Source organism: Sphingomonas gei, from assembly GCF_004792685.1.
Classification (GTDB): Bacteria; Pseudomonadota; Alphaproteobacteria; order Sphingomonadales; family Sphingomonadaceae; genus Sphingomonas; species Sphingomonas gei.
Window position 1 is genome coordinate 166,881 of record NZ_SRXT01000001.1, and the last position, 25,173, is coordinate 192,053.

Annotated in this window: 18 protein-coding genes; 14 read left to right on the forward strand and 4 right to left on the reverse strand. The window is 68.1% G+C overall.

The window, feature by feature from the left end; translation table 11 throughout:
* The first annotated feature begins 45 nt into the window (after positions 1 to 45).
* Genes E5A73_RS00730 through E5A73_RS00745 form a run of 4 tightly spaced genes read left to right on the forward strand, consistent with a single transcriptional unit; the run spans position 46 to position 6,592 of the window.
* Complete coding sequence (locus E5A73_RS00730; protein ID WP_135961893.1) at positions 46 to 1,440, forward strand: glycoside hydrolase family 140 protein; 1,395 nt, start codon at positions 46 to 48, stop codon at positions 1,438 to 1,440.
* Positions 1,437 to 4,667, forward strand: coding sequence for a family 78 glycoside hydrolase catalytic domain (locus E5A73_RS00735; RefSeq protein ID WP_135961894.1), 3,231 nt, complete (start codon positions 1,437 to 1,439; stop codon positions 4,665 to 4,667). The genes E5A73_RS00730 and E5A73_RS00735 overlap by 4 nt, the downstream gene beginning before the upstream one ends.
* Positions 4,668 to 4,679: 12 nt before the next feature.
* The gene (locus E5A73_RS00740) at positions 4,680 to 5,348 is read left to right on the forward strand and encodes an aspartate/glutamate racemase family protein (protein ID WP_135961895.1); all 669 of its coding nucleotides are present in this window, start codon (positions 4,680 to 4,682) and stop codon (positions 5,346 to 5,348) included.
* Positions 5,345 to 6,592, forward strand: coding sequence for an MFS transporter (locus E5A73_RS00745; RefSeq protein WP_135961896.1), 1,248 nt, complete (start codon positions 5,345 to 5,347; stop codon positions 6,590 to 6,592). Before E5A73_RS00740 ends, E5A73_RS00745 begins: the two co-directional genes overlap by 4 nt.
* A gap of 225 nt (positions 6,593 to 6,817) precedes the next feature.
* Here E5A73_RS00745 and E5A73_RS00750 read toward each other — a convergent pair whose 3' ends face one another.
* From E5A73_RS00750 to E5A73_RS00765, 4 genes are all read right to left on the reverse strand, one after another.
* Positions 6,818 to 8,095, reverse strand: a complete 1,278-nt coding sequence (locus E5A73_RS00750; protein ID WP_135961897.1) for a four-carbon acid sugar kinase family protein — start codon at positions 8,093 to 8,095, stop codon at positions 6,818 to 6,820.
* A complete protein-coding gene (locus E5A73_RS00755; protein WP_135961898.1) occupies positions 8,092 to 9,366 on the reverse strand; it encodes a ribulose-bisphosphate carboxylase large subunit family protein in 1,275 nt (424 codons plus the stop codon). Before E5A73_RS00755 ends, E5A73_RS00750 begins: the two co-directional genes overlap by 4 nt.
* The gene (locus E5A73_RS00760) at positions 9,366 to 11,147 is read right to left on the reverse strand and encodes a beta-L-arabinofuranosidase domain-containing protein (protein WP_168355753.1); all 1,782 of its coding nucleotides are present in this window, start codon (positions 11,145 to 11,147) and stop codon (positions 9,366 to 9,368) included. The genes E5A73_RS00755 and E5A73_RS00760 overlap by 1 nt, the downstream gene beginning before the upstream one ends.
* 115 nt (positions 11,148 to 11,262) lie before the next feature.
* Positions 11,263 to 12,420, reverse strand: coding sequence for an extracellular solute-binding protein (locus E5A73_RS00765; RefSeq protein WP_240699943.1), 1,158 nt, complete (start codon positions 12,418 to 12,420; stop codon positions 11,263 to 11,265).
* A gap of 81 nt (positions 12,421 to 12,501) precedes the next feature.
* Here E5A73_RS00765 and E5A73_RS00770 point away from each other — a divergent pair, with 81 nt between their 5' ends.
* The 10 genes from E5A73_RS00770 to E5A73_RS00815 all read left to right on the forward strand — a co-directional run bounded on the left by E5A73_RS00770 (position 12,502) and on the right by E5A73_RS00815 (position 25,159).
* The gene (locus E5A73_RS00770) at positions 12,502 to 13,689 is read left to right on the forward strand and encodes a CaiB/BaiF CoA transferase family protein (protein ID WP_135961900.1); all 1,188 of its coding nucleotides are present in this window, start codon (positions 12,502 to 12,504) and stop codon (positions 13,687 to 13,689) included.
* Positions 13,686 to 14,144: a MaoC/PaaZ C-terminal domain-containing protein gene (locus E5A73_RS00775; RefSeq protein WP_135961901.1), complete on the forward strand. Its 459-nt coding sequence runs from the start codon at positions 13,686 to 13,688 to the stop codon at positions 14,142 to 14,144. Before E5A73_RS00770 ends, E5A73_RS00775 begins: the two co-directional genes overlap by 4 nt.
* Positions 14,145 to 14,148: 4 nt before the next feature.
* The gene (locus E5A73_RS00780; RefSeq protein ID WP_135961902.1) at positions 14,149 to 15,168 is read left to right on the forward strand and encodes a sugar ABC transporter substrate-binding protein; all 1,020 of its coding nucleotides are present in this window, start codon (positions 14,149 to 14,151) and stop codon (positions 15,166 to 15,168) included.
* A complete protein-coding gene (locus E5A73_RS00785; RefSeq protein WP_135961903.1) occupies positions 15,168 to 16,667 on the forward strand; it encodes a sugar ABC transporter ATP-binding protein in 1,500 nt (499 codons plus the stop codon). Before E5A73_RS00780 ends, E5A73_RS00785 begins: the two co-directional genes overlap by 1 nt.
* Complete coding sequence (locus tag E5A73_RS00790; protein ID WP_135961904.1) at positions 16,664 to 17,800, forward strand: ABC transporter permease; 1,137 nt, start codon at positions 16,664 to 16,666, stop codon at positions 17,798 to 17,800. Before E5A73_RS00785 ends, E5A73_RS00790 begins: the two co-directional genes overlap by 4 nt.
* Positions 17,797 to 18,957: a CaiB/BaiF CoA transferase family protein gene (locus E5A73_RS00795; RefSeq protein WP_135961905.1), complete on the forward strand. Its 1,161-nt coding sequence runs from the start codon at positions 17,797 to 17,799 to the stop codon at positions 18,955 to 18,957. The genes E5A73_RS00790 and E5A73_RS00795 overlap by 4 nt, the downstream gene beginning before the upstream one ends.
* Before the next feature lie 85 nt (positions 18,958 to 19,042).
* On the forward strand, positions 19,043 to 21,730 hold the full coding sequence (locus E5A73_RS00800; RefSeq protein WP_168355754.1) for a TonB-dependent receptor: 2,688 nt from the start codon (positions 19,043 to 19,045) through the stop codon (positions 21,728 to 21,730).
* Between the two features lie 380 nt (positions 21,731 to 22,110).
* Positions 22,111 to 22,917: an IclR family transcriptional regulator gene (locus E5A73_RS00805; RefSeq protein ID WP_168355755.1), complete on the forward strand. Its 807-nt coding sequence runs from the start codon at positions 22,111 to 22,113 to the stop codon at positions 22,915 to 22,917.
* Positions 22,917 to 24,107, forward strand: coding sequence for an extracellular solute-binding protein (locus E5A73_RS00810; protein WP_135961908.1), 1,191 nt, complete (start codon positions 22,917 to 22,919; stop codon positions 24,105 to 24,107). The genes E5A73_RS00805 and E5A73_RS00810 overlap by 1 nt, the downstream gene beginning before the upstream one ends.
* Complete coding sequence (locus tag E5A73_RS00815) at positions 24,104 to 25,159, forward strand: Gfo/Idh/MocA family protein (protein ID WP_135961909.1); 1,056 nt, start codon at positions 24,104 to 24,106, stop codon at positions 25,157 to 25,159. Before E5A73_RS00810 ends, E5A73_RS00815 begins: the two co-directional genes overlap by 4 nt.
* The last annotated feature ends 14 nt before the right edge of the window (positions 25,160 to 25,173 follow it).

Consider the following 25,173-nt stretch of genomic DNA (forward strand, 5'->3'; position numbering starts at 1 on the left):
GGGCTCCGGCGAAAATATGTCGGGCCGGCGAAGGAGAGGTCACCGATGACGCTGTTGCTTGGGCTGCTCGCGGCGCTTGCTGCTCCGGCCGATCCCGGCCCGACGCCGCCCCTGACGGTGTCGGCGAACGGCCATTATCTCGAAGCGAACGGCAAGCCGTTCTTCTGGATGGGCGACACCGGATGGCTGCTGCTCAGCCGGCTCGATCGCGACGAGACCGAAATCTATCTCGCCACGCGCGCGCGGCAGGGCTTCAACGTGGTCCAGGTGATGCTCCTGCACACCCCGCAAATGGCGAGCCGCTACGGCGCGCCGGCGCTGATCGATGGCGACCCCGGCCGGCCGCGGGTCACCCCCGGCGCCGATCCCAAGCGCGCGGGCGAATATGATTATTGGGACCATCTCGATTGGGTGCTCACGCGGGCGCAGGCGCACGGCATCTATCTGGCGCTGGTGCCGGCATGGGGCAGCCTGGTCGAGGACAAGCAGATCAATGCGAAGACCGCGCCGATCTATGCCAAGTTTCTCGCCGAGCGCTATCGCGACCATCCGAACGTGATCTGGCTCAACGGCGGCGATACGCGGGCGGAGGTCAACGCCGATGTGTGGGAGACGATCGGCGCGACGATCAAGCGGATCGATCCCAAGCATCTGGTGACCTTCCACCCGATCGGTCGTACCGATTCGTCGTGGCAGTATCACGAGGCGCCGTGGCTCGATTTCAACATGGTCCAGTCGGGGCACCGATCCTATGCGCAGGACGGGCCGAGCGTGCGCGGCGAGGATAATTGGCGCTATATCGCCGAGGACTGGATCAAGCTGCCGACCAAGCCGGTGATCGATGGCGAGCCTTCGTACGAGAATGTCGTGCAGGGTCTCCACGACCTCGACGCGCCGCGCTGGGGCGCCGCGGATGTGCGGCGTTATGCGTGGTGGGCGGTGCTCGCCGGCGCGTTCGGGCACACCTATGGCGAGAACAACGTCATGCAGATGTTCGTACCCGGCAAATACAAAGCGAGCTTCGCTGCCGATCAGCGCTGGGACGCGGCGATCGAGGCGCCGGGCGCGAACCAGATGCGGCACCTGCGCGCGCTGATCGAATCGCGGCCGATGCTGGCGCGGGTGCCCGACCAGTCGCTGATCGCCGACAATGGCGTGCGCTACGATCGGGTGCTGGCGAGCCGCGGGCCGGGCTATGCGATTGCCTACAGCTATACCGGGCGGCCGTTCACGATGCGGCTGGGGGCGATTTCGGGCCGGCAGGTGCAGGCGCGCTGGTATTCGCCGCGCGACGGCAGCCTGACGCCGGTGGGGACCTTCGCCAATCGCGGGACGCGGCGCTTCGATCCGCCGGGCGAGACCAGGCCAGGCAATGACTGGGTGCTGCTGGTCGAGGATGTGGCGGCGCGGTTTCCTGCCATCGCGGTGCGGGCACGGTGACCTTTCGCGTTCTCGATCTGCGTACGGAAAATGTCGTGGGGCTGCTCGGCACCGAAGTGCTGCGGCCGCGGCTTTCGTGGCGGATTGAAGGTGACCTGGTGTCGCGGAATCTGCTCCCTGGCGAAGGCCGGGGCCCGGCCGCGAGCGCTATCGAGGACGGCGCTCCATCGCAGGTACGCCGAGACTGGGCCCCGGCCTTCGCCGGGGAACAGGTGCGGGGATACCGGCAGGTGGCTTACCGCATCCGTGCGGCGCGCAGCGCGCTGGGATTGAACGGCAACCAACTGCTCTGGGACAGCAATGTGGTCGAGAGCGATGCGAGCCTCGATATCGCTTATGGCGGACCGCCGCTCGCGGCGATGCAGCGGATCTGGTGGGCGGTCGAGGTGCGTGGCGCCGACGGCGAGACGGTGCAGTCGGAACCCGCCTGGTTCGAGGCGGGACTGCTCGCGCCGGCGGACTGGCGTGGCGACTGGATCGAGGCCGAGGACGAAGCCGCAGCTGCCGATCGCGCCGCGGGGCTCGCCTGGATCTGGAGCGAGACTGCGCTCGATCCGCGGCTGCACGCTTTCCGCCTCGATTTCGACGCGCCGGAAGGTCTGGAGCGCGCCGAGATATTGCTCGCGGGCAAGGACCATCTGCGCGGCGTCTGGGTGAACGGCGAAGCAGCGCCGCTCGACCGGCATTTCGACTGGGATACCTATCTGCCCTTCTGGGGGACGCTCGCGCCGTATGCGGGCGATGTGCGGTCGGGGCGCAACAGCATCTGCGCGCTCGTCGAGGCCGACACCAATGGCTTCTTCCCGGTCGATGGCGGCGCGTTCGCGGCGCTGGTTCGGCTGCATCGCGCGGACGGATCGGTCGAGCGGATCGTCAGCGGCCCGGCGTGGCGGCTGATGCCCGATCCGCCGCAGGGCTGGACCGATCCGGGGTTCGACGCCTCGGGCTGGCAGATGCCGGTGGCGAGCGGTGCCCAGGTCCACAACGACCCGCGCCCTGCCGAACCCGCGATGCTGCTGCGCACCAGCTTCACGCCGCGCGGCGAAGTGACGACGGCACGGCTCTATGCGACTGCGCTCGGCGCCTATGAAGCGCGGATCAACGGGCGACCTGTGTCGGGTGCGGTGCTGGCGCCTGAAGTCAGCGTGGCGCACGATCATGTGCTGTATCAGGTCTATGATGTGACGGCGCTGGTCGGCGCGGGCGAGAATGTGCTCGGCGCGATCGTGGCCGACGGATATTATGCCGGCGCGTTCGGCTGGCGAGTCGAGCGTTACGGCTTCGGCCCCGCGCCGCGCCGCTTCCGCGCGCAGCTGCGGCTCGATTATGCCGATGGCAGCAGCGAATGGATCGCGACCGGCCCCGAGTGGCGGATCGCCACTTCGGAGATCCTGTCCTCCGAAATCTATGACGGCGAAGTCGTCGATGCCCGGCTGGCGCGGCCGGGCTGGGACGCGCCGGGCTTCGATGCCGCCGGCTGGAGCCCCGTAAAGCAAGGGGAGGCGCCGAACACGCGACTGATCGCGCAGACGTCGCCGCTGATCGAACGCACCGGGAGACGGCAGCCGGTTTCGGTGCGCGAGCCGGTGCCCGGGCGCTTTGTCTTCGATTTCGGACAGAACTTCTCGGGCTGGGCGCGCATCCGCGCATCGGGACCGGCGGGCACCACGATTACGGCACGGTATGCGGAGCTGCTGAACCCCGACGGCACCGCGGATCTCGCCAACCTTCGCCTCGCCCGCGCGACCGATCGCTTCACTTTGGCGGGCACCGGCGACGAGCGGCTCAAGCCGCGCTTCACCTATCACGGCTTCCGCTATTTCGAACTCGAAGGCTATCCCGGCGCGCCGACGCTCGATGATGTCGAAGGGGTGATCGTCCACAGCGCCTGCCGCGAAACGGGAAGCATGACCTTTGCCGACGCGCCCTTGCTCCAGCGCATCTGGGAGAATGCGCTGTGGAGCCAGCGTTCGAACTTCTTCGCCGTCCCCACCGATTGCCCGCAGCGCGACGAGCGGATGGGCTGGACCGGCGACATCCAGGTGTTCCTCGACGCGGCGGCGTTCAACATGGAAGTCGACCCGTTCATCCGGCGCTTCCTGCTCGAAGTGCGCGCGGCGCAGCGGCCCGATGGCGGCTATCCGATCGTGGCGCCCCAGCCGCTGTCCTTCCCCGACGTGGTGACCGCGGGCTGGAGCGAGGCGGGTATCATCCTGTCGTGGCAGCTGTGGCAGCGTTACGGCGACACGGCGGTGATCGACGAGAATTGGGACGCGATGCAAGGCTGGATGGCCTTTGTCGCGCGCGACAATCCCGATCATGTCTGGCGAAGCGGGCGTGGGCTCGATCTGGGGGACTGGCTGTCGGTCGACGCCGTCAAGCCCGACGACGAGACGACGCCGCGCGTGCTGTGCGCGACCGCCTATTGGGCATGGTGTGCCGAACTGATGGCGCAGATGGCGGAAACGACCGGCCGCGATGCGGAAGCTGTGCGCTACCGTGGCGTGCGCGCGGCGATCGGCGATGCATTCGCGGCCGAGTTCCTCGCGGCCGACGGCATTTGCGGCAATGGCAGCCAGACCAGCCAGATATTGTCGCTGTTCATGGGGTTGGTGCCCGAGGATCGCCGCGCGGCGGCCGCGCAAGTCCTCGCGGCCGAGATCCGCGGGCGGGGCATGAAGCTGTCGACTGGCTTTCTCGGCACGCCCTATCTGCTCGACGTGCTCGCCGATGCCGGGCTGTGGGAGGAAGTGAGTGGGCTGCTGCTCCAGACCGGCTATCCGAGCTGGGGCTATATGCCGGCGCAGGGCGCCACGACGATGTGGGAGCGCTGGAACGGCAACACCGGCGACCTGTCGATGAACAGCTACAACCATTACGCGTTCGGCGCGGTGGTAGGCTTCTTCTATCGCCGACTTGCCGGGATCGCGCCGGCGGCACCGGGGTTCCGCAGGATCGCGGTGCGGCCGATTTGGCTGCCGGCGGTGGGCCGGGTTTCGGCTCGGTTCGAATCGCCGATGGGGCGGATCGCCACCGCCACCGAAGGCGACGCGGCGGGGCTGACCCGGTTGACGCTGTCGATCCCCGCCAACACCGTCGCCGACGTCGAGCTGCCTGCCCGCGACTGGCTCGAAAGCGGCGTGCCGCTGCAGCCCGACCTGCGCGTCGGCGACTGCGTCCGCTTCGAGCTTGGCTCGGGCGATTATGATTTCTCGATTTCGACCTGAGAGGACCGCCCCGTGCCCACGCTTGGACTGATCCACAATTCGCCGGTGCTCGCGCCGATCTTCAATGAAATCGCGGCGCGGGTGATGCCCGAGGTGCGCATTCTGCACTTCGTCGACGAGAGCACGATCAAGAACACGATCGCCGCCGGGCGGCTCGAAAAAGCAGTGATGCGTCAGGTGATCCGGCTCGTCGGCTCGACCTTCGACGCAGGCTGCGACGTCGCGCTGGTAACCTGCTCGTCGATCGGGCCCGCAGTCGACATGGCGGCCGAACTCTACGAACAGCCTGTCCTCCGGGTGGATCGGGCGATGGCCGAAAAGGCAGTCGCGACCGGGAGCCGGATCGGGGTGGTCGCGACGCTCGCCACTACGCTGCGCCCCACCGCAGACCTGGTCCGCCGGGTCGCGGCGGAGCAGGGCAAGCAAGTCGAGATCGTCGAACTGGTGTGTCCCGGCGCGTTCGACGCCGTGATGGCGGGCGACGGCGCGACGCATGACCGCATCGTGCGCGAGGGGCTGACCGAGGGGATGCAGGGAGTCGACGTCATCCTGCTCGCCCAGGCCTCGATGGCGCGCGTGGTGGCGACGCTCCCCGAGGGCGCAGTGCCGGCGCCGGTCTTTTCGAGCCCCGAGCTCGGCATGATCCGGGCCGCCGACGTGCTTCGGGCGCTGGCCAAGTGAAGAAGCGCCACGGCGTCCTGGCGCTGCTTGGCGTCCTTTCGGTCATCACTTTCATCGACCGGATGGCGATCGCCGTGACCGGGCCGACGATCCAGAAGGATCTCGATATCAGCCCGCAGCAATGGGGCTGGGTGTTGAGCGCCTATGTGATCGCTTATGCGGTGTTCGAAGTGCCGTCGGGCGCGCTGGGCGACCGCTTTGGCTATCGCAAGGAACTGACCCGGATCACCGTGTGGTGGTCGTTCTTCACGGCGATCACCGCCGCGTGCAGCAATTTCTGGCAGCTGACCGGCGCGCGCTTCCTGTTCGGGCTCGGCGCGGCGGGGGCGTACCCCAACATGTCCGGAGTACTCTATCGCTGGCTGCCGGCGCGCGAGCGCGCGCGGGGGCAGGGGGTGATCTGGGCGGCAAGCCGGTTCGGGGGCGCGCTGGCGCCGCTGCTGCTGGTGCCGATGAACAAGCATTTCGGCTGGCAGATCGTGTTTCTGATCCTGGGCGCGATCGGCTTTATCTGGGCGATCGCCTGGTGGCGGCTGTATCACGACCGCCCGGCCGACCACCCGCGGATCACCGCCGAGGAAGTCGCCGAGATCGGCAGCGACGATGCCGCGGGCCATTCGGGAACGCCTTGGAAACAGTTGCTGCGCCTGCCGCAGCTCTGGCTGATCGCGCTGGCATATTGCTTCTATGCGTTCGGCAGCTGGTTCTTCTTCGGCTGGTTCCCGACCTGGCTGGTCAAGGGGGCGGGGTTTACCCTGGCGGAGATGGGGCTGTACGGGTCGATCCCGTTTCTGCTCGGGATCGTCAGCAACCTGGCGGGCGGCGTGCTGTGCGACCGGCTGGCGCAGCGGATCGGCATGCGCAATGCCTATCGCCTGATCACCAGCGTCTGCCTTGTCGGGACCGCGGCATTGCTGTTCGCGATGAGCCTCGCGACGGGCAAGCTCGCGATCATCGTGCTTGCGGGCGCCGCCTTCGCGGTGATGGACCTGATGCTGCCCGCCGCCTGGGCGATGTGCATGTCGATCGGCGGGCGCTACGGCGGCACCGCGACCGGCGTGATGAACACCGCGGGCAATCTGGGCGGGTTCGTCTGCACCGTGGTGATCGGCTATGTCATCGCGGGCACCGGCAATTACGACGTGCCGGTGCAGGGCGTGGCGGTGATGGTGCTGATCGCGGCGGGGCTGTTCGCGCTGATCGATTGCACCAAGGGGTTCGACCACAAGGTGGCGCCGATCTGACCGAGGTCGTGACACGATCACTCCTCAGCCGTCATCCCGGACTGTAAGGCTTTCCCGAAAAACCGCAGGTTTTTCGGGAAAGCCTTACAGTCCGGGATCCACTTCTCCGCCGGGACACGCCCACGGTGGATCCCGGACAGCTCGCTTTTCTATTCAAATCGAGATTTGAAGAAAAGCGGCTTCCGGGATGACAGTATTGAATGCGTAGCCCTAACCGCAGCGGTGTCAGCCGCCGCTGCGCACGGTCTCGAAGAAATCCTCGCCGCCGATCTGGCCGCCCTTGAGCACCAGCTCGAGACCGTCGATCGCGGGGTCGGCGGCGTGGGCGCGGACGAGCGGGGCGCCGGGCTCGATCGGCGCCGCCCAGGTCAGCGCATCGATGCCGAGCTGGGCGACGCCGTGGCTCGACGTGTCGCCGCCCGCGAACAGCAGCCGGCGCAGGCCGGTGCGCCGGATCGCCGCCGCCGTGATGCGGCCGAGCGCAGCGCCGAGCCGGTCGCCTGCCGCGGTCGCGTCTTCGCCGAGCGGGCCCTGCGCCGAATAGACGACGCAGCGCCCGGTATCGGCGAGCGCGGCGCAGGCGGTGTCGACCAGCCTCGCCTCCTCGGCCTGGTTGCCTTGCAAAAGCGCCGGGACGTCGGCTTCGAGGGCAAAATAACCGCTGTCGGCCGATCGGGCGATCTGCCGCGCAGTGACCGGCGAGCAGCTGCCGCTGACGACGAGCAGGCGCTCGGTTGGCGGCGCGCGTACCGCGGGAGCGGCCGGGTCGATCAGCCCGGCGGCGCGCCAGGCGAGCACCAGTGCGCGGGTCATCCCCGAGCTGCCGGCGGCGAAGGCGACGCGGTGCGCCAGCAGCACGGCACCGGTCGCGGCGAGATCGGCCGTCGAAACGCCGTCGAACAGCACCGCATCGGCCTGGCCGGCAGCTTCACGCCAGGCCGTGTCGGCGTCGCCCGCCTGGATCCGGTCGAGCGGCACCAGGGCGATCCGCGCGTCGGTCTGGCCGGCGAGATGCCGGATCAAATCGGCTTCGCGCATCGGGGTGACCGGGTGACGCGCCATGGTCGGGTGCCGATCGATGCGGTAGGTTTCGGCGCCCGCCGCGGCGAACAGATTGCCGAACGCGACGTAGCGGCGCAGATGCGGCGCGCCGACCACGATCGCCGCGGTGCCGCCGAAATGCGCGCGGCCGATGTCGAGCGCGCGGCCGATCGATCCGGTGTGCGGGCTGGAATCGAAGGTCGAGCAGGTCTTGTAATGGACAAGTCCGGCGTCGCGCAACGCATCGAAGGCGCCCGGCAGATGCGCGTCCATCCAGTCGGGCGACCGGCTGCGGCTGTCGCCGGCGATGCCGATCGCGCGGACCTGGGGGAAGCGTGCGCGCAATTCGGGGTCGGGTTGGCGGAGGAACAGCACCGCGGGGACGCCGCCCTCGGCGAGCTGTTCGAGGACGTCGGTCGATCCGGTGAAGTCGTCGCCGTAAAAGCCGTAGAGCAAGGTCACCCGCCGAACGCCGCCATCGCCGCCTTCAGCTCGGGTGCGTCCCTGGCGGCATCGGCGAGCGGGACGCCGGCCACAGCGGCTTCCCAGGCGAGCAGCAGTGCGCGGACGCCCGCGGCGGGGCCGTGCGGATGCGCCATGATCCCGCCGCCCGCGGCAAACATCAGATCGGTGGTGCCGAGCGCCTGGAAGGTCGCGGCGGCCTGCATCACCGACTGGCCCGAGGAGAAGACCGGCAGGATCTCGCAGCCCGGATGCGGTGCATCGAACATCGGCGTCAGGCATTCGCGGGCGGAGGCGATCACGCTGTCGTTGGTCTCGCAGAACTTGTTGTCCACGCCGTTGACATGGGTGTGGTCGATCCCGGCTAGCCGCCACAATTTCTGGAAGGCGATATAGCTCATGCCGAGCGCCGGCGAGCGGCCGAGCATGCCCCAGCCGTTGCGATGGCCGTGGATCGGCAGCTGCGCATGCGCGCGCAGCACCTTCATCGCGGGCAGCCCGATCGAATTCATGCTCGCCATGATGCAGGTGCCGCCTTCGGCGAGGACATGATCGTGGCGGGCGAGCATCTCGTCGATCTCGCCGGTGAGGTTGGCGGCGTACATCACCTTCTTGCCGGTGCGATCGGCATGCGCGTTGATCACCCGCATCACGGCCGAGATCCGCGCGTCGAACGGGCAATGCGGGCCGTCGGCCTGGAGCTCGTCGTCCTTGATGAAGTCGACGCCCGCCTCGACGAGTGTGCGGACCTGCTCGGCGGTGGCTTCGGGCGACAGGCCGACGCTGGGCTTGATGATCGTGCCGATGATCGGGCGGTCGAACACGCCGGCCAGCCTGCGGGTGCCGGCGACGCCGAATTGCGGGCCCTGGTAGCGATCGAGAAACGCCGGGGGTAGCTTGATATCGACGAGCTTGAGTCCCGAGAAGGCCTTGAGCTCTGAGAGATTGCCGGCAATCGCGGCGAGCAGATTGGGCAGCGACGGGCCGAAATTGGCGAGCGGCCACGACAAAGTGACGCGTGCCGTGCGCCGCCGTCCGTCGCCGCCGCCTTTGGGCAGGCCCGAGCCGGGCAAGGACGGCGTTTCGACATCGCCGAGCTCGACCAGTTCCTCGACGCGCGCCGCATGGGCTTCGCGCAGTTCGTCGGTCTCGCCGGGGACGCGGACGAAGGTTCCGGTCGATTGCTCACCCGCCATCGTCGCCGCCGCCTGTTCGAGCGGGAAGGCGGTTTCGATGAGATAGGTCGCGGTGACCCGATCGCTGCTGGTCATCAGGCGGTCTTGAAATAGGTGGCGGTGCGTTCGGTATCGACCGCGTGATAGGGCACGAAGACGAGGTCGCGGCCGGCGACATGGGTGCGATAGGCCTCGGGCTGGCCCGGCATCGGCTGGAGCGCGCGGGGCAGCGCGACGACCTGCTTCTCGATCCCGTCCCAGGGATTGATCCCGACATACATCACCGCGCCGCGCATCAGCGCCTGCAGGTTGGGGTTCCGGTCGTCGATCGCGAGGCCGCGCAGCGGCTGGGGCAGGTTGAGCGCGATCGTGTCGCCCGCCTTCCAGACGCGATCGACCACCGCGAGCCGGCCGGGCGTGGCGGGGTGCGACTTGCCGTTGACCGAAAGGCTCGCGCCCTTGCTCCACGCCGGAATGCGCAGCTTCATCGCGAAGCGGCCGTTGCCGGGCTTGCGCACGGTGAGGCGCACCGTGTCGGCTGCGGGATAGTCGGTCTCCTGCACCACCTCGACTGGGCCGCCGGGACGGTCCCAGGTGACTTCGGATGGCGCGTACATGTTGACGAGCAGCGCGTCGTCGTCGTGGAAATAGAGGTTGAGCACGTAGTCCGCGACGCCCTGTACGAGGGTACCCGAGCAGCACGGCCATTTCTGGTGGTAATAACGCTTCTCGCCCTGGCTCCCGTAATCGGAATAATAGGGATAGCCGCCGTCGCTGTCGGGCGTGCGGGCGGCGAGCATGGTGTTGTAGAGCGTGCGTTCGAGCCCGTCGCCATAGACCGGCTCGCCGGTGAAGCGGATCAGATAGCGCGCGAGCTTGAGGTCGGCAAAGGCGCCGCACGGCGTTTCGAAATGCGCCTTGGAGCTTTGCAGGCTGGCGGCGAGCTTGCCCTGGTGCAAGTGGACGAACTGTTCCTCGGGGCCCCAGCCGCCGCTGGCGAAGCGCTGCGGCTCCATGAACTTCCAGGCATTCTCCAGCGCCGTGCGATATTTGGGGTCGCCGAGATGGAGATAGGCCTGCGCGCCCGAACTCAGCGCGATCGTATGGCTGTACGCGTGCTTCTCGGGCAGCACGTCCTGGCCCGCGGCGAGCGGATCGAACCATTCCTTGTTCAGCAGATAATGCACCGCCATCTGGCGATATTTGTCGTCGCCGGTGATGTCGGCGACGTGGAACAGGTTTTCGGGCAGGACATAGGTCTCGTCATAGGGCGGATTGACCTTGCCGATCCGGTCGCGCGAGACGGGCGAGATATAGGGGCGGCACTTCTCGATGATGATCGGGAGCAGGGTTTTCGCCTGCTCGACGCCGCTCAGCCGATAGGCGTCGATCATCCCGACGACGTATTTGTCCATGACATAAGCGGCCCACTGCGCCTGGGCCTTGGGCCCGGCGTAGGGATTGGACGCCTTGACGAACGCCTTGCCGAAACCGTCGACCAAGGCGGCGACCTTGGCATGCGCGGCCTTGTCGCCGGTCGCCGCACCGATGCGGGCGAGGCCGGAGATATATTGGCCCAGCGTCAGGCCGGGGACGAAGCCGTCCTTATCGTACCAGCCGCCCATGTCGGGCCCCGGCGCGGGGAGGCCGGCATTCTCGCGGAAGACCTTGAGCACGCGGTCATTGTCCAGCGCCATATAATGGGCGTGGACCTGGTCGTATTGGCGCTTGATCCGCCCGCCGGTGAGCCGCACCGCGCCATAGGCGAATTCGTGCACCGCTTCCTTGCCCGGGAGCATGGGCGCGGCGCCGGCCTGGGCCGCGAACGCGATGGGAAGCGTGCCTGCCGCGCCGGCGCAAGCCGCACAATGGAGCATGCCGCGGCGAGAGAAACCCGCACTGTCTGAGCCGTTCATATCCATCCTCTGCTCTTCTTGTTCGTTGCCCGGCACGCTTCGGCGCCCGTTTCCCGAGTCTTTATCACTCTATCGTTTATTTTCGCAATGCCGCAGAAGCGAAGCTATTCGAAAGTTGGTTGAGCGCAGCGATCGTCGCTGCGGCCGGCGCGCGGAGGAGGATCGCATCATCGAGCAGCGCGGATGCCTGGACCTGAAAGGCCATGTAGCCGTCATGGCGGGGCCGCAGCCACGCGGCTTCGAGTGTCGCGCGCGTCTCGGCGTAGAAGTCGTGCGTCGTGGCATTGACCTGTGCGTCGCGCCACGCGCGGTCGTGCCCCGGCTGGCCCCCCGCTGCCGCATAGAGGCCGCCCTGCACGGCCCCCGAAGCGACCCAAGAAGCGAATCGCCTGGCCTCGGCGACGTGTGCGCCGAGCGCCGAGACGGCGATGCCGGTGCCGCCCAGCGCCGAACCCGCGACACCGGCCGGTCCGAGCGGCGCCAGATCGGCGAAGGCGATCCGATGCGGCCGGAAGCCGTCACGCGCATAACTCGCATAGCCGTAGATGAAGGGCGCGGCGGCGACGCGCGACTTCGGCGCGGCCATCGCCTCGAACACCGCGATCGGATCCTGCGTGCGTGCCTGCTCGCCGACCAGGGCGGAGAGTTGGAGCAGCCGTGCATAGGCCTCACCGCCAATCTCCGGGTCGAACAGCCGAGGGCCGGTGGAATCGGGCGAGCCGCCGAGCTGGCCGCACAGCGTGAACAGCGTCATCAGCGCGTGCGGCGGCCGCAACGGACAGGCGAGCCGCCCGTCGCGCGCAAGCGAGAGGATTTCTTCCCAGTTGCCGAGCGGCGCCGCGATGCGATCGGGCACATAGGCCTGGACCTGCGCGGCCGCATCGATCGGCAGCGCCCATTGGCGGCCGTCGAAATGATAGCTCTCGTACGAGCGCCCGACCGAGCCTGCCGCAGTTTCCGCGAGTTGCGCCGTGTCCGGGAACGGGACCAGGCAGTCCTGCCCCACGATCTGGCCGACATGGGGATGGTCGATCACGATCAGGTCGAAGCTGCGCGCCAGATCCTCGAGCGGATAATGCTCGAAGTCCTGCAGCGAGCGTGCTTCCCACGCGATCGGCGCGCCGCCCAGCTCGGCCCAGCGCGCCGACGCAGCGACCAGCGGATCGACTCCCCGCGCGTGGTTCCACGTCATCCCCTTCAGCATCGAGCCCCCGCCATAGCCTTGATCAATCACGTTGACATGATTTGCCAGCGAACATACCGTGCATCCACAAATACACAAACAGACAAATGCAAGTGGGAGCGGATGCGGCGAATGGAACTTAACGAAGGCGCGATCGCGTCGGTCGAGCCAGTGTTGCCGCTCGACGGGATCGTCGTGCTCGATCTGAGCCAGTTCCTCGCGGGTCCGTCGTGCGCGCTGCGTCTTGCCGATCTGGGCGCCAAGGTCATCAAGGTCGAGCGCCGCGCGGGCGGCGATACCGGCCGGTCGCTGGAGCTGGCCGGGCAGCGCTTCGGCGATGCCAGCGCGCTGTTTCACACGATCAACCGCAACAAGGAAAGCTATGCCGCCGATCTCAAGGATCCGGCCGAGCGCGCGCAAGTCGAGGCGCTGGTGCGCCGCGCCGACGTAGTGGTGCACAATTTCCGCCCGGGCGTCATGGAGCGCCTCGGCCTCGGCTATGCGCGGATCGCCGAGCTCAATCCGCGCATCGTTTATGCCGGCGTGTCGGGCTATGGCGACACCGGCCCATGGCGCGACCGGCCGGGGCAGGATTTGCTGATCCAGGCGCTGTCGGGAATGGCCACGCTGTCGGGCGATCGCGACCAGCCGCCGACGCCCGCGGCACTGGCGGTGGTCGACATGACCGCGGGGGCGCAGCTCGCGATCGGGATCCTCTCGCTGCTGGTGCGGCGCGGCATCACCGGGCGGGGGGGCAGGGTGGACGTCAGCCTGCTCGACGCTGCGGTCGACCTGCAGTTCGAGCCGCTCACCGTCTTCCTCAATGGCGGCGGCACCCCCGAGCGCGGCGCGGTGCGCAACGCCAATGTCTATCTGCCGGCGCCGTACGGAATCTACGACACCGCCGACGGGCACCTCGCGCTGGCGATGATGCCGGTGAATGTGCTCGGCGACGTGATCGGCAATGCGCGGCTCGCCGCCTGGCCGGCCGACCAATGGCTGCGCGAGCGCGATGCGATCAAGGCCGAGATCGGCCGGCATCTGGCCACCGGCACCAGCGAACATTGGCTGGCACTGCTCGACGCGGCGGGGCTGTGGGTTGCACCCGTGCTCGATTGGTCGGCGTTGATCGAACAGCCCGGCTTCAAGGCGCTCGACGCGATCCAGACGATACGGAGCGGAGACGAGACGATGCGGACCACCAGTTCGCCGATCCGCATCGACGGGAACCGGCTCAAGGCGCCGCGCGCCGCGCCGCGGCTAGGCGAAGGCAATGAACGGATCGATGCCGAACTGGGTGTCGCGGAGATGCAGGCATGATCGTCGAGCAATATTTCGAAGACTATGAAATCGGATCGAGCCGCGAGAGTTTCGGACGGACGATCACCGAAACCGACTTCGTCGTCCATGCCGGTCATACCGGCGATTTCTTCCCGCACCATATGGATGCGCATTGGTGCGCCACCCAGCCGATCGGCCAGCGCATCGCGCACGGCACTTTGGTGTTCTCGGTGGGCATCGGGCTGACTGCCTCGACGATCAACCCGCACGCGATGTCGACCGGCTATGACCGACTGCGCTTCGTCCGCCCGGTGCATATCGGCGACACCATCCGCACAATCACGCGCATCGCCGAGAAGCGCGACCATCCCAAACGCGCGACGCACGGCGTGGTGGTCGAGACGGTCGACATCCGCAACCAGCGCGACGAGACCGTATTGGCTTGCGAGCATCTCTATCTCGTCACGCGGCGTATGCCGCTCGCGGCGGGCTGAGGCGATGCGGCGCCGTCGCTTGCTCGGTATCGCCGGCGCGGGCGTGGTCCTGGCCGTCGGCACGGCTTCGATCGCGGCGCTGGCGGTGCAGGTGCGAGGCGACAATGCGGCGCCCGCAATTGCAGTGAAAACCAATGCGCCGCGTTACGGACTGGCGAGCGCCGGGCTCGGCTATCCCTTCGCCGCGGCGATCGCCAAGGGCTTCGCCGATGCCGCGCGCAACGCCGGCGCGCAGTCGGTGATCCTCGACGCGCGCGGCGACATCCAGAAGCAGTCGAACGACGTGCAGGACCTGATCGTCCAGCGTGTCGAAGGGATTGCGATCATGCCGCTCGATGCCGTGGTGGCGCAGGGCTGGGTGAATCGCGCCGGCGCCGCAGGGGTGCCGATCGCCGCCGTCGCCGCGCAGGTCGGCGATCCGCGTGCCCGCGCGATCCAGGATGTCTATCCGGGGCTGGTGGCGCTCGCGACGCAGGACGAAGTGAGCGCCGGCGCGGCGGCCGGGCAGCTTGCTGCTACTTTGCTGCCCAAGGGCCGGCAGGCGCGGATCGCGATCATCGAAGGCGCAGCGGGCTTTCCCGAAGTCGAGCAGCGCGCGCGCGGGTTCCGCCAGGCGCTCGATGCCGCGGGCGCCAATTATCGCATCGTCGCTTCGCAGCCGGGCAATTGGACGTCGGACAAGGGCGAGGCGGCATGCCAGAACATCCTCAGCGCGCAGCCCGATATCGACCTGTTCTTCAACGAAGCCGACGACATGCTGATCGGCTGCGCGCGCGCGGTGCGCGCGGCGGGATCGAAGGCGCGGCTGGTCGGGCTGGGCGGCTCGAAGCTCGCCGTCGCGTCGATCAAGGCCGGGGCGGTCGACGGCACGGTCTGTTTCAAGCCCGAAGCGCTCGGCGCGCTGGCGTTCGAGGCATTGCGCGCGCGGGCGGAGGGCGGCGATCGGCGCGATCGGCGATTCCTGACCTATAAGCTCCCCGCGGTAACTCGGGCGAGCGTCGGCCAGTGCGTGGGGCAATGGTGATGGCGTTGCTCGAAGCCCGCGGCGTCGCCAAGCGCTTTCCCAACGGAACCGTCGCGCTGGCCGGGGTCGATCTGGTGGTGGAGCCGGGGCGGGTGCACGGGCTGCTCGGCGCGAACGGCGCGGGCAAGTCGACTCTGATCAAGATCCTTTCGGGCGTGCTGGCACCGAGCGACGGCGTCATGCTGTGGCGCGGCGAGCCGGCCCGATGGCGCAAGCCGATCGAGGCGCGGCGCGCGGGGATCGCGACGATCCAGCAGCATATCCCGTTGGTGCCGACGCTTTCGGTGCGCGAGAACATCCTGCTCGATCGCGGCGGGATGCTGCGCGAGGCGCAGGGCGATCGTGACGAAATATGCGCGTTGCTGGCGCGGATCGACTGCACGATCGATCCCGAGGCTCTGGTCGGCGAGTTGCGCATCGGCGACCGCCAGATGGTCGCGATCGCACAGGCGCTGGCGAGCGGTGCCGAACTGGTGATCATGGACGAGCCGACCGCGTCGCTCGCCGGGCAGGAGCGCGAGGCGGTCTATCGCATCATCCGCCGGTTGGCACACGAGGAGGGGCGGGCGGTGCTGTTCATCTCGCACTTCCTCGACGAGATCGTCGCGCTCACCGACACGATCACGGTGCTGCGCGACGGCGGCGCGGTGCTCGACGCGGAGACGGCGACGATCGGCGAGGCGGAGATTGCCGCCGCGATTGCGGGCGAGAAGCTGAATGCGCTGGAGCGGACGCATCGTGCGTCGCCGACCGGCGAGGTTGCGCTGGCGATCGAGGGACTTGCGACGCCGCACCTCGCGCAGCCCGTCGACTTGACCCTCCGCCGCGGAGAGATCGTCGGGGTCGCGGGCCTGCTCGGCTCGGGGCGAAGCGAATTGCTCCATGCGATCTTCGGATCGGACCGGCACGCGCGCGGCGCGGTGTCGCTCGACGGGAAGGCCGTCGGCCGAAGCCCGGAGGAAGCGGTCGAGGCCGGTATTGCGCTGGTCGCCGAGGAGCGCGTCGCGCAGGGTCTGGTTCCGGGGTTCGAGATCTGGCGCAACCTCAGCCTGCCGCACGTCGGCGCGTCGGGGTGGCTGCTCGACGAGGATGCCGAGCGCGCGGCGGCCGAGCGTGCCGTCGAGCGACTGGCGATCAAGGCGGCGGGCATCGACACGCCGGTCACCGAGCTCTCCGGCGGCAACGCCCAGAAAGTGACGATCGCGCGCTGGTTGCATCCGAGCACGCGGCTGCTGCTGCTCGACGAGCCGAGCGCCGGGATCGACGTCGGCGCGCGCACCGAGATCATGCGGCTGATCCGCCAGCTCGCCGACGAGGGGCTGCCGATCCTGCTCGTCTCCTCCGACTTCTCCGAACTGCTCGCGCTCGCCGACCGGGTGCTGGTGCTGCGCGATCGGGGGATCGTCGCCGATCGTCCGGCCGCTGACCTCGACGAAGACGCTCTCATCCTGCTCGCCGGCGGATCGGCCGGCAGCGACAACAGGGAAATCGCCGCATGACCGCACGCGCCCATTGGCGGCGTTCGCTGAGCCTCAGGGAAGCCGGCGTCTATTATGCGCTCGCTTTGCTGATGGCGGCGCTGGCGGGATTCGCCGCCGCACGCGGGCTGCCGCCCTATTTCTCCGCCGGGAACATGACGAACATCGTCTACCAGGCGTCGCTGGTCGGAATCATCAGCGTGGCGATGACGATCGTGCTGATCACCGGCGCGTTCGACTTGTCGGTCGCTTCGGTGGCGGCGCTCGCCGCGGCGGTGCTGATCGGGCTGGCGCCGTCGATCGGCTTCCCGCTGGCGCTGTTCGCCGCGCTGACCACCGGCGCGGCGATCGGGCTGGTCAACGGCGCGATCGTCAATCTGCTTGGGATCAACGCGTTCATCGTCACGCTCGGCTCGCTGACGGCGGTGCGCGGGCTCGTGCTGACGCTGACCGACGGACGATCGCTGATGGTCGAGGATCCGCAGGTTCTGGCGCAGATGCTTGCGTTCGAGAGTGGTCGGGTGGCGGCGTTCTGGCCGATGCTGGTGCTGGCGGCCGCGCTGGTTGCGCTCGGGGCGTGGCAGATCGGCAAGGCGCGCGCGACGGCGCGTCCGGTGCGCCCCGGCGCGGCAATCGGCGGACTGGTGCTAGCGGCGCTCGCACTCGCGGGCGGCCCCGGGCTGCTGCTGCCCAATCCGGTGCTCTATCTCATCGCAATCACCGCGGTCGCCGCCTTTATCCTGCGCTTCACCGTGACGGGACGGCGGCTCTACGCCGTGGGCGGCAATGCCGAGGCGGCGCGTCTCTCGGGAATCGACGTCACTGCCTACAAGATCGGCGCCTTCGTCGTCTCCGGGCTGGCCGCCGGTTTCGCCGGGGTGCTGTTCGCCAGCCGGCTCGGCGCGATCAACCCCACCGCGCTGCAAGGCACCGAGCTGACCGTGATCGCCGCGGCGATCCTCGGCGGGACGTCGCTGTTCGGCGGCGCGGGCAGCGTGGTGAAGACCGTCGCCGGCGCACTGATCCTGTTCACGCTGACCAACGGGTTCAACATCCTCAATCTCGGCGCGAACTATCAGGGGCTGATCGAGGGCCTCGTCGTGATCGTCGCGGCGGCGATCTACACCGTCGGCGGCAAGGGCGCGCGGCGATGAGCGGCCCGCGTCCGCTGGAGGGCCTGCTGGTCCTCGACATGGCACAGTTCCTCGCCGGGCCCTCGGCGGCGCTCAAGCTCGGCGATCTCGGCGCGCGCGTGATCAAGATCGAGCGGCCCGGTCTCGGCGATATCGGGCGCTCGCTCTACCTCAGCGACACGCAGCTCGGCGGTGATTCGACGCTGTTCCACGCGATCAACCGCAACAAGGAAAGCTTCGCCGCCGACCTCAAGGACCCGGCGGACCTCGAGGCCGTGCACCGGCTGGCCGTACAGGCCGACGTGGTGATCCAGAACTTCCGCCCCGGCGTCGCCGACCGGCTCGGCATCGGCGCCGCGGCGATGCGCGCGCGGCACCCGCGGCTGATCCACGCCACCATCTCCGGCTACGGGAACGAAGGGCCGTGGGCGCATCTGCCGGGGCAGGATCTGCTCGCCCAGGCGGTGTCGGGGGTGATGTGGCTCAACGGATCGGCCGGAGACGGCCCGGTGCCGTTCGGCCTGTCGGTCGCCGACATGCTCGCCGGGCACGTGCTGGTGCAGGGGATCCTGGCGGCGCTGGTCCGGCGCGGGATCACCGGCGAGGGCGCGACCGTCGAGACCAGCCTGCTCGAGGCGATCGTCGACTTCCAGTTCGAAGTGCTGACCACGCACCTCAACGACGACCTCCGCCCGCCGCACCGCGCCGCGTTCAACAACGCGCATGCCTATCTCGCCGCACCCTATGGGGTCTATTCCACCTCCGACGGGCATCTGGCGCTCGCGATGACGCCGCTGCCGGCTCTGGCGCGGCTGCTCGAGCTGCCGGCGCTCAACAAATTCGCCGATGGCTTCGACGAGCGCGACACGATCAAGCGGATCATCGCCACCAGGCTGGTCGACCATGCCACCGCGCACTGGCTCGAGGTGCTGCGCGCCGAAGACGTATGGTGCGCGCCGGTGATGGACTGGCAAGGACTGCTAGGAGCCGAGGCGTTCCAGCGGCTCGACATGCTCCAGCGTGTCGAGCGCGACGGCGTCGGACTGATGACGACGCGCAGCCCGCTGCGCATCGACGGCGCGCGTAGCGCCAACCCCGCCGCAGCACCTGCTCCGGGTGCCGATACAACGCGGATCCGCCGCGAATTCGGGCTGCAAAGCGACGAGGGAAAGGGCTGAACTTTCCATCTTGCCAAGCCCTGCAAAAAGCATATGAGTCGTTCGCAAATAAAGTAATACTACACATATAAACGGGAGAGAGAGCTTGAAAGCGAAAACGCTTCTGCGCGTGAGCGCATGGACTTTGGCACTGGCGATCGCCACGCCGGGCTTGGCCCAGGCGCAGGATGCCGCCGCTGCAGACCCCGCCGCGGAAACGCCGGAAGGCGAGCAGGACATCGTCGTCACCGGCATTCGCGCCAGCCTCTCCTCCGCTCAGTCGCTCAAGCGCAACGCCGACACGGTGGTCGACTCGATCGTCGCCGAGGACATCGGCAAGCTTCCCGACGTCAACGTTTCCGAAGCGCTCCAGCGCGTCCCCGGCGTCCAGGTGCAGCGCGATGTCGGCGAAGGCGCCGGCAGCGTCCAGATCCGCGGCCTCGGCGGCGTCGAGACGACGATCAACGGCCGCGACGCCTTCACCGGCGTCAACCGCACGTTCAATCTGCAGAGCCTGCCGGCAGAGCTGCTGTCGCGGCTCGACGTCTACAAGGCGCCGACCGCCAATCTGCTCGAGGGCGGCATCGGCGGCACGATCGACATCCGCACGCGGCGGCCGTTCGATTCGGTCGACCCGATCATCAGCGGCAGTGTCCGCGGGCGCTACGCCGATCTCGCCAAGAAGTGGGATCCGATGGTGTCGATGCTGATGAGCGACCGCTGGGATACCGGGATCGGCGAGATCGGCCTGCTCGTCGCCGGCGCCTATCAGCAGCGCTCGTACCGCCAGGATTTCAACATCACCGGCGCACCCGCGCCGCGCACCGACCTGATCCCGGGCCAGACCGTCAATTCGCCCAATGGCAGCTACAAGGTGCAGGTGCAGGGCGTACGCCGCCGCGTCGGCCTCAACGGCACGCTGCAGTGGCAGGCGGCGCCCAATCTGATGTTCTACCTCGAAGGGCAATATTCGCGCTTCCGCACCGAGCAGGACCAGAACGGGCTGCTCGTCCAGTCGAACCGCAACGCCAACCAGCCGACCCAGCGCGTTCCGGTCGCCGGCAGCTTCACTACGATCGAGGGCACCAACAACCTCGCCACCGGCTCGTTCACCAACCAGCCCTTCACGCTGCTCGGCGTCTCGCGCGATCTGCTCGACGAGAACCAGACCTATGCGTTCGGCGGCGAATGGCACAACGACAGCGGGCTCAAGGCGGTCTTCGACATCAGCTACGACAAGTCCTATTCGGAGCTCGACTATCGCGAGCTCGACTTGCTCGGGGTCGCGCCGCGCTACAATCAGGACACGACCACCGACGTTCCGTCGTTCAGCCTCGACGGCATCGACCTCAACAATCTGGCGAACTTCACGGTCGGGCCGCTCACCCAGAACGTCAACCAGTCGTACGGCAAGCAATATGCCGGCCGGCTCGACCTGACCTACGACTTCAACGGCGGCTTCCTGTCGCAGATCGCGGTCGGCGGGCGCTATGCCGATCGTTCGGCGATCTTCTACCCGGTCCGCTTCTTCCAGAATCCGGTTCGCAACAGTCCGGCGAACGTCTCGCAGTTCATCATCCAGAACCCGGTCGACGACTTCTTCAGTTCTGCCAAGGGCGCTTCGTTCCCGCAGAGTTTCCAGATCGCCGACCCCGACGCGCTGCGCTATAATTTCGAGACGATCCGCACCGCGCTCGGCATCGCCGCGCTTCCGGCGATCACTCCGCTCGGCATCTTCGACATCAGCGAGAAGACGCTGGCCGGCTACGCGATGGCCAAATACCAGTTCCAGCTGGGCGGTATTCCGATCGACGGCAATGTCGGCGTCCGCGTGATCCGTTTCCGCGGCACGCTGACCGGCAACACGCCGACCTTCGCCTCGGTCACCGACCCGGTCACGGGCGTGGTGACGCGGACCCAGACCGGCTTCGCGCCGATCAACGAAGAGCCGCGCCGCACCGACGTGCTGCCGAGCTTCAACCTGCGCGCGCGCTTCACCGACGAGCTCCAGCTTCGGCTCGGCGCGTCGAAGGTGCTCACGCGTCCGGGCTTCTCGTCGCTGACTCCGTCGCTGACGCTGGTGCCCGGCCAGGGCGCGGGTTCGGGCGGCAATCCGTTCCTCAAGCCGTTCACCGCGAACCAGGTCGATGCCTCGCTCGAATATTACTTCTCGAAGACCGGATCGGTCTCGCTGGCGGGCTTCTACAAATGGGTGAACGCCTTCACCTCGACCACGGTCGAGAGCAATGTCGATATCGGCGGGATCCTGTACAACATCACCCGTCCAGCAAATAGCGGCAAGGGCTTTGTCCGCGGCGTCGAAGTCAGCGGCCAGACCTTCCTCGACTTCCTGCCCGGCGCGCTCGACGGGTTCGGCGTCCAGGCCAATTACACCTTCGTCGACTCCGAGACGCCGACGCTGCTCAACGGTGCGCCGACGCCGCTCAGCAACCTGTCCAAGCACAGCTACAATCTCTCGGCGCTGTACGAGAAGTTCGGCCTGTCGGCGCGCGTCGCGTATAATTGGCGCTCAAAGTTCTTCGAGGGTATCTTCGCCGGTGCATCGGGCGGTGCCGGCGTACCTGCGATCCCGGCGGGGCCGATCTTCCGCAAGGGCTATGGCTGGCTCGATGCGTCGATCAACTACGACATCGACGAGACCCTCACGATCACTTTCGAGGGCAGCAACCTGCTGCGCACGCGGCGTGAGAGCTATTACACCACGCCGACCCTGTTCAACGACCAGACGGTCGACGATCGCCAGTTCCTGGCGGGCTTCCGCTTCAAGTTCTGACCGGCATTGGCGCGGTGCGGGAGGCCTGCACCGGGCCCATCAGCCCCCTCCCTGCCACGGGAGCCTTACTGCGGCCCGGACCACGTGTCCGGGCCGTATTTTTGTGCGTCGCGCGACGGTGCGAAATCAGACGAAAATAGGTTTGACAGCGTTCATGCACAAACCTAGCGTGTGTCCATAAACATAATGATCGGGATCGGGAGAGAATGGCTGCGGCGCTCCAGCATAGTCGAAGCGACGTTTCGGGAGGTCGCCCGCGCGCTTTCCGGGCGCAGAGCGGCGATCGCCGCCGCTCGGCTCGACGGGGCTTGTCTGTCGCGGCTAGTGTCTGCGCCAATGCGCGCCGGGCAACCCGTCCGGCGCTTCCGGAGACATTCTCGATGAAGCCCGACACTGCCCCCGCAGCCGAGGAAAAGCGGCTCAAATATTCGGTCCCGGCGCTCGAGAAGGGGCTCGATATCCTCGAATTCCTTTCCGACCAGGCAGTGCCGATGACTCAGGCGCAGCTGGCACGGGCGCTGAGCCGCCAGCCTGGCGAACTGTTCCGGATGCTCGCCTGCCTCGAAGGGCGCGGCTATTTGCATCGTGACCCGGCGGCGGGCGGCTATTCGCTGACCTTGCGGCTGTTCGAGCTGTCGCGGACGCACAGCCCGCACGAGGCGCTGCTGCGCGCCGCGCGGCCGCTGATGCGCACGCTCGCCGACGAGATTCGCGAATCCTGCCACCTCAGCGTCCTGCATCGCGGCGAACTGGTCGTGCTGGCGCAGGAAGAGAGCCCCGAGCCGTTTCGGCTGTCGATCGAAGTCGGCTCGCGCCATTCGCCGATGCGGACCACTTCGGGCCGCGTGCTGCTCGCCGCGCTCGACGACGAGCAGCGCGCCGAGGTTCTGGGCCGCCAGCGCGAATGGAAGGCGATGCCTGCCGCCGACAAGCGCGCGTTCGAGGCGAGGCTCGATGCGATCCGCGAGACCGGCGTCGACCAGTCGGTCGGCGAGCGTTTCGCCGGTAGCGCGGACATCGGCGTGCTGGTCGGCCGGCCGGGGGCGTCGATCACTGCGGCACTCACCGTGGCGCGGCTGGTGGATGCAGGCAGCAATGACGGACTCGATCGGGTGCGCGGTCCACTGGTGCAATGCGCCGCCGCCATCTCGCACGATGCCGGCCTCGGCGCGGTCGAGATCGGCTGATGGGCGAGCGGCTTCGCATCGCGATACGCCGGTTCGATCCGTTCGAGCGCGCGATCGCGCGCCAGTTTGCGGATTTCGTCGCGGCGCATGGCGTGGAAGCCGAGCTCGAGACGGTGCCGATGGAGCTGAACGCGCTCCACGCCGGCCTGTTCGCCCAGCGGGGACTGGCCGATGGCAATTTCGACATCGCCTTTCTCAATACCGATTGGCTGGCCGAGGCGCAGGCCGGGGGGCTGATCGAGGATCTGGCGCCGTGGCTCGCAAAGGCGCCGATCCTCGACTTTCCGGATGCGTGGAGCCCGTCGCTCACCGGCCTGCAGCGCTTCGCCGGCGGTTTCTGGGGCATGCCCTATCATGACGGCCCCGAATGCCTGATCTATCGCCGCGACCTGCTCGACAAGGCCGGGATCGCGGTGCCGGAGACCTGGGAGGCGTTTCACGCCGCGGCGCGCGCACTAAACGATCCGGCTGGCGGGGTCGGCGGTACGATATTGGCGCTGTTTCCCGATGGGCATAACGGCTTCTACGATTTCTGCATCCACATCTGGTCGCGCGGCGGAGCGCCGTTCGACGATACGGGGCGGCCTTGCTTCACCGGGCCCGAGGCCGAGGCGGCGCTCGATTTCCTGCGCGATCTGGCACGCGACCGCGACGCGGTGCCCGCCGATGTCGCCGAGCTCGACAGCGTCGCCGCGGGACTGCGCTTCTGCGAGGGCCGGGTGGCGATCATGGCAAACTGGTTCGGCTTCGCGGCTCTGGGCGAGGCGGCGGACAGCCCGGTGCGCGGGCTGATCGATGTCGCGCCACTGCCGGCGGGGCCGGGCGGGGAGAGCGTTTCGCTCAACGTCTTCTGGGTGCTGGCGATCGGTGCTGGCAGCAGCCGCAAGGCGCTGGCCTGGGACTTTCTGCGCCACTGTGCGACGGCGAGCATGGACCGGATCACCACCGACGAAGGCGCGATCGGGGTGCGCCGCTCGACCTGGGCCGATCCCGAGGTAAATGCCCGGGTGCCCTATTCGCACCGGCTCGATTGGCTGCACGCGCATGCCCGGCACATCCCGGTGCGGCCCGACATCGCGGCGATCAGCGGGATCGTCGACGGCATGATCGGCGCGGCGATCCGCAGCGACCGCCCGACGCGCGAGCTGCTCGCCGAAGCGCAGGCGCGTGTCGAGGCCATCGCGGCATGAGCGACGCGCCGCTCCGCCAGCGATGGCCGATGCCCGCGCAGCCGCGGCCGATCGTCATTCTCGGCGCGGGCGGCATCGTGCGCGACGCGCATCTGCCGGCGTATCGCCGCGCGGGGTTCACCGTGGCGGGGCTGTACGATCGCGATCGCGCGCGGGCCGAAGCGCTGGCCGGCGAATGGGGGATCGCCACGGTGTTCGGCTCGCTCGAAGAGGCGGTTGCGCAGGACGCGGTGTTCGACATTGCCGCGCCGCCGACTGCGCATGCCGATCTGCTCGGCGCGCTGCGCGGGGGTGCGACGGCGCTGATCCAGAAGCCGTTCGGGCGCGACCTGGCGATGGCGACCGCGCTGCGCGACCTCGCGAAGGCCCGCGGGCTCACCGTCGCGGTCAATTTCCAGCTGCGCTTCTCGCCGATGATGCTCGCGCTCCGCGACGCGCTGGCGCGGGGGCATTTCGGGACGCTCACCGAGATCGAGGTGCATCTCAATCTGGTGACGCCGTGGCATCTGTTCCCGCATCTCAAGGCGGACGAACGCGTCGAGATATTGAGCCATTCGATCCACTATCTCGATACGATCCGCGCGCTGGTCGGAAGCCCGGCGGCGGTGTTCGCGCGCTCTTATGGCCATCCGTCGAGCGATCTCGCGCCGACCCGGACCAGCGCGATCCTCGATTACGGCGCGCCGCTGCGCGCGACGCTGTCGATCAACCACCATCATGATTTCGGGCGCAAGTTCCAGGACGCGAGTTTCCGCGTCGAGGGCAGCGACGGCGCCGCGATGGTAAAGCTCGGGCTGTTGCTCGATTATCCGACCGGCGAGCCCGACGAGCTCTGGCTCGCCCGGCGCGGCGGCGAATGGACCCAGGTGCCGCTCAAGGGGGCGTGGTTCCCCGACGCATTCGTCGGTCCGATGGCCAATCTCCAGCGGTTTGCCGCGGGCGAGGATGCCATGCTCGAAACCGGTGTCGACGACGCGTGGCGGACGATGGCGCTGGTCGAGGCTTGTTACCAATCGATGGAGATGGCCGGCACGCCGGTCGCGCAGGGCTGAGCCGATGTTCGGGC

Bases quoted from the DNA above. Each gene is read 5' to 3' on its own strand.
- E5A73_RS00755 (WP_135961898.1), bottom strand. From the start codon at position 9,366: ATGACCAGCAGCGATCGGGTCACCGCGACCTATCTCATCGAAACCGCC.
- E5A73_RS00730 (WP_135961893.1), top strand. From the start codon at position 46: ATGACGCTGTTGCTTGGGCTGCTCGCGGCGCTTGCTGCTCCGGCCGAT.
- E5A73_RS00790 (WP_135961904.1), top strand. From the start codon at position 16,664: ATGACCGCACGCGCCCATTGGCGGCGTTCGCTGAGCCTCAGGGAAGCC.
- E5A73_RS00815 (WP_135961909.1), top strand. From the start codon at position 24,104: ATGAGCGACGCGCCGCTCCGCCAGCGATGGCCGATGCCCGCGCAGCCG.
- E5A73_RS00775 (WP_135961901.1), top strand. From the start codon at position 13,686: ATGATCGTCGAGCAATATTTCGAAGACTATGAAATCGGATCGAGCCGC.
- E5A73_RS00805 (WP_168355755.1), top strand. From the start codon at position 22,111: ATGAAGCCCGACACTGCCCCCGCAGCCGAGGAAAAGCGGCTCAAATAT.
- E5A73_RS00770 (WP_135961900.1), top strand. From the start codon at position 12,502: ATGGAACTTAACGAAGGCGCGATCGCGTCGGTCGAGCCAGTGTTGCCG.
- E5A73_RS00785 (WP_135961903.1), top strand. From the start codon at position 15,168: ATGGCGTTGCTCGAAGCCCGCGGCGTCGCCAAGCGCTTTCCCAACGGA.
- E5A73_RS00780 (WP_135961902.1), top strand. From the start codon at position 14,149: ATGCGGCGCCGTCGCTTGCTCGGTATCGCCGGCGCGGGCGTGGTCCTG.
- E5A73_RS00795 (WP_135961905.1), top strand. From the start codon at position 17,797: ATGAGCGGCCCGCGTCCGCTGGAGGGCCTGCTGGTCCTCGACATGGCA.
- E5A73_RS00810 (WP_135961908.1), top strand. From the start codon at position 22,917: ATGGGCGAGCGGCTTCGCATCGCGATACGCCGGTTCGATCCGTTCGAG.
- E5A73_RS00760 (WP_168355753.1), bottom strand. From the start codon at position 11,147: ATGCTCCATTGTGCGGCTTGCGCCGGCGCGGCAGGCACGCTTCCCATC.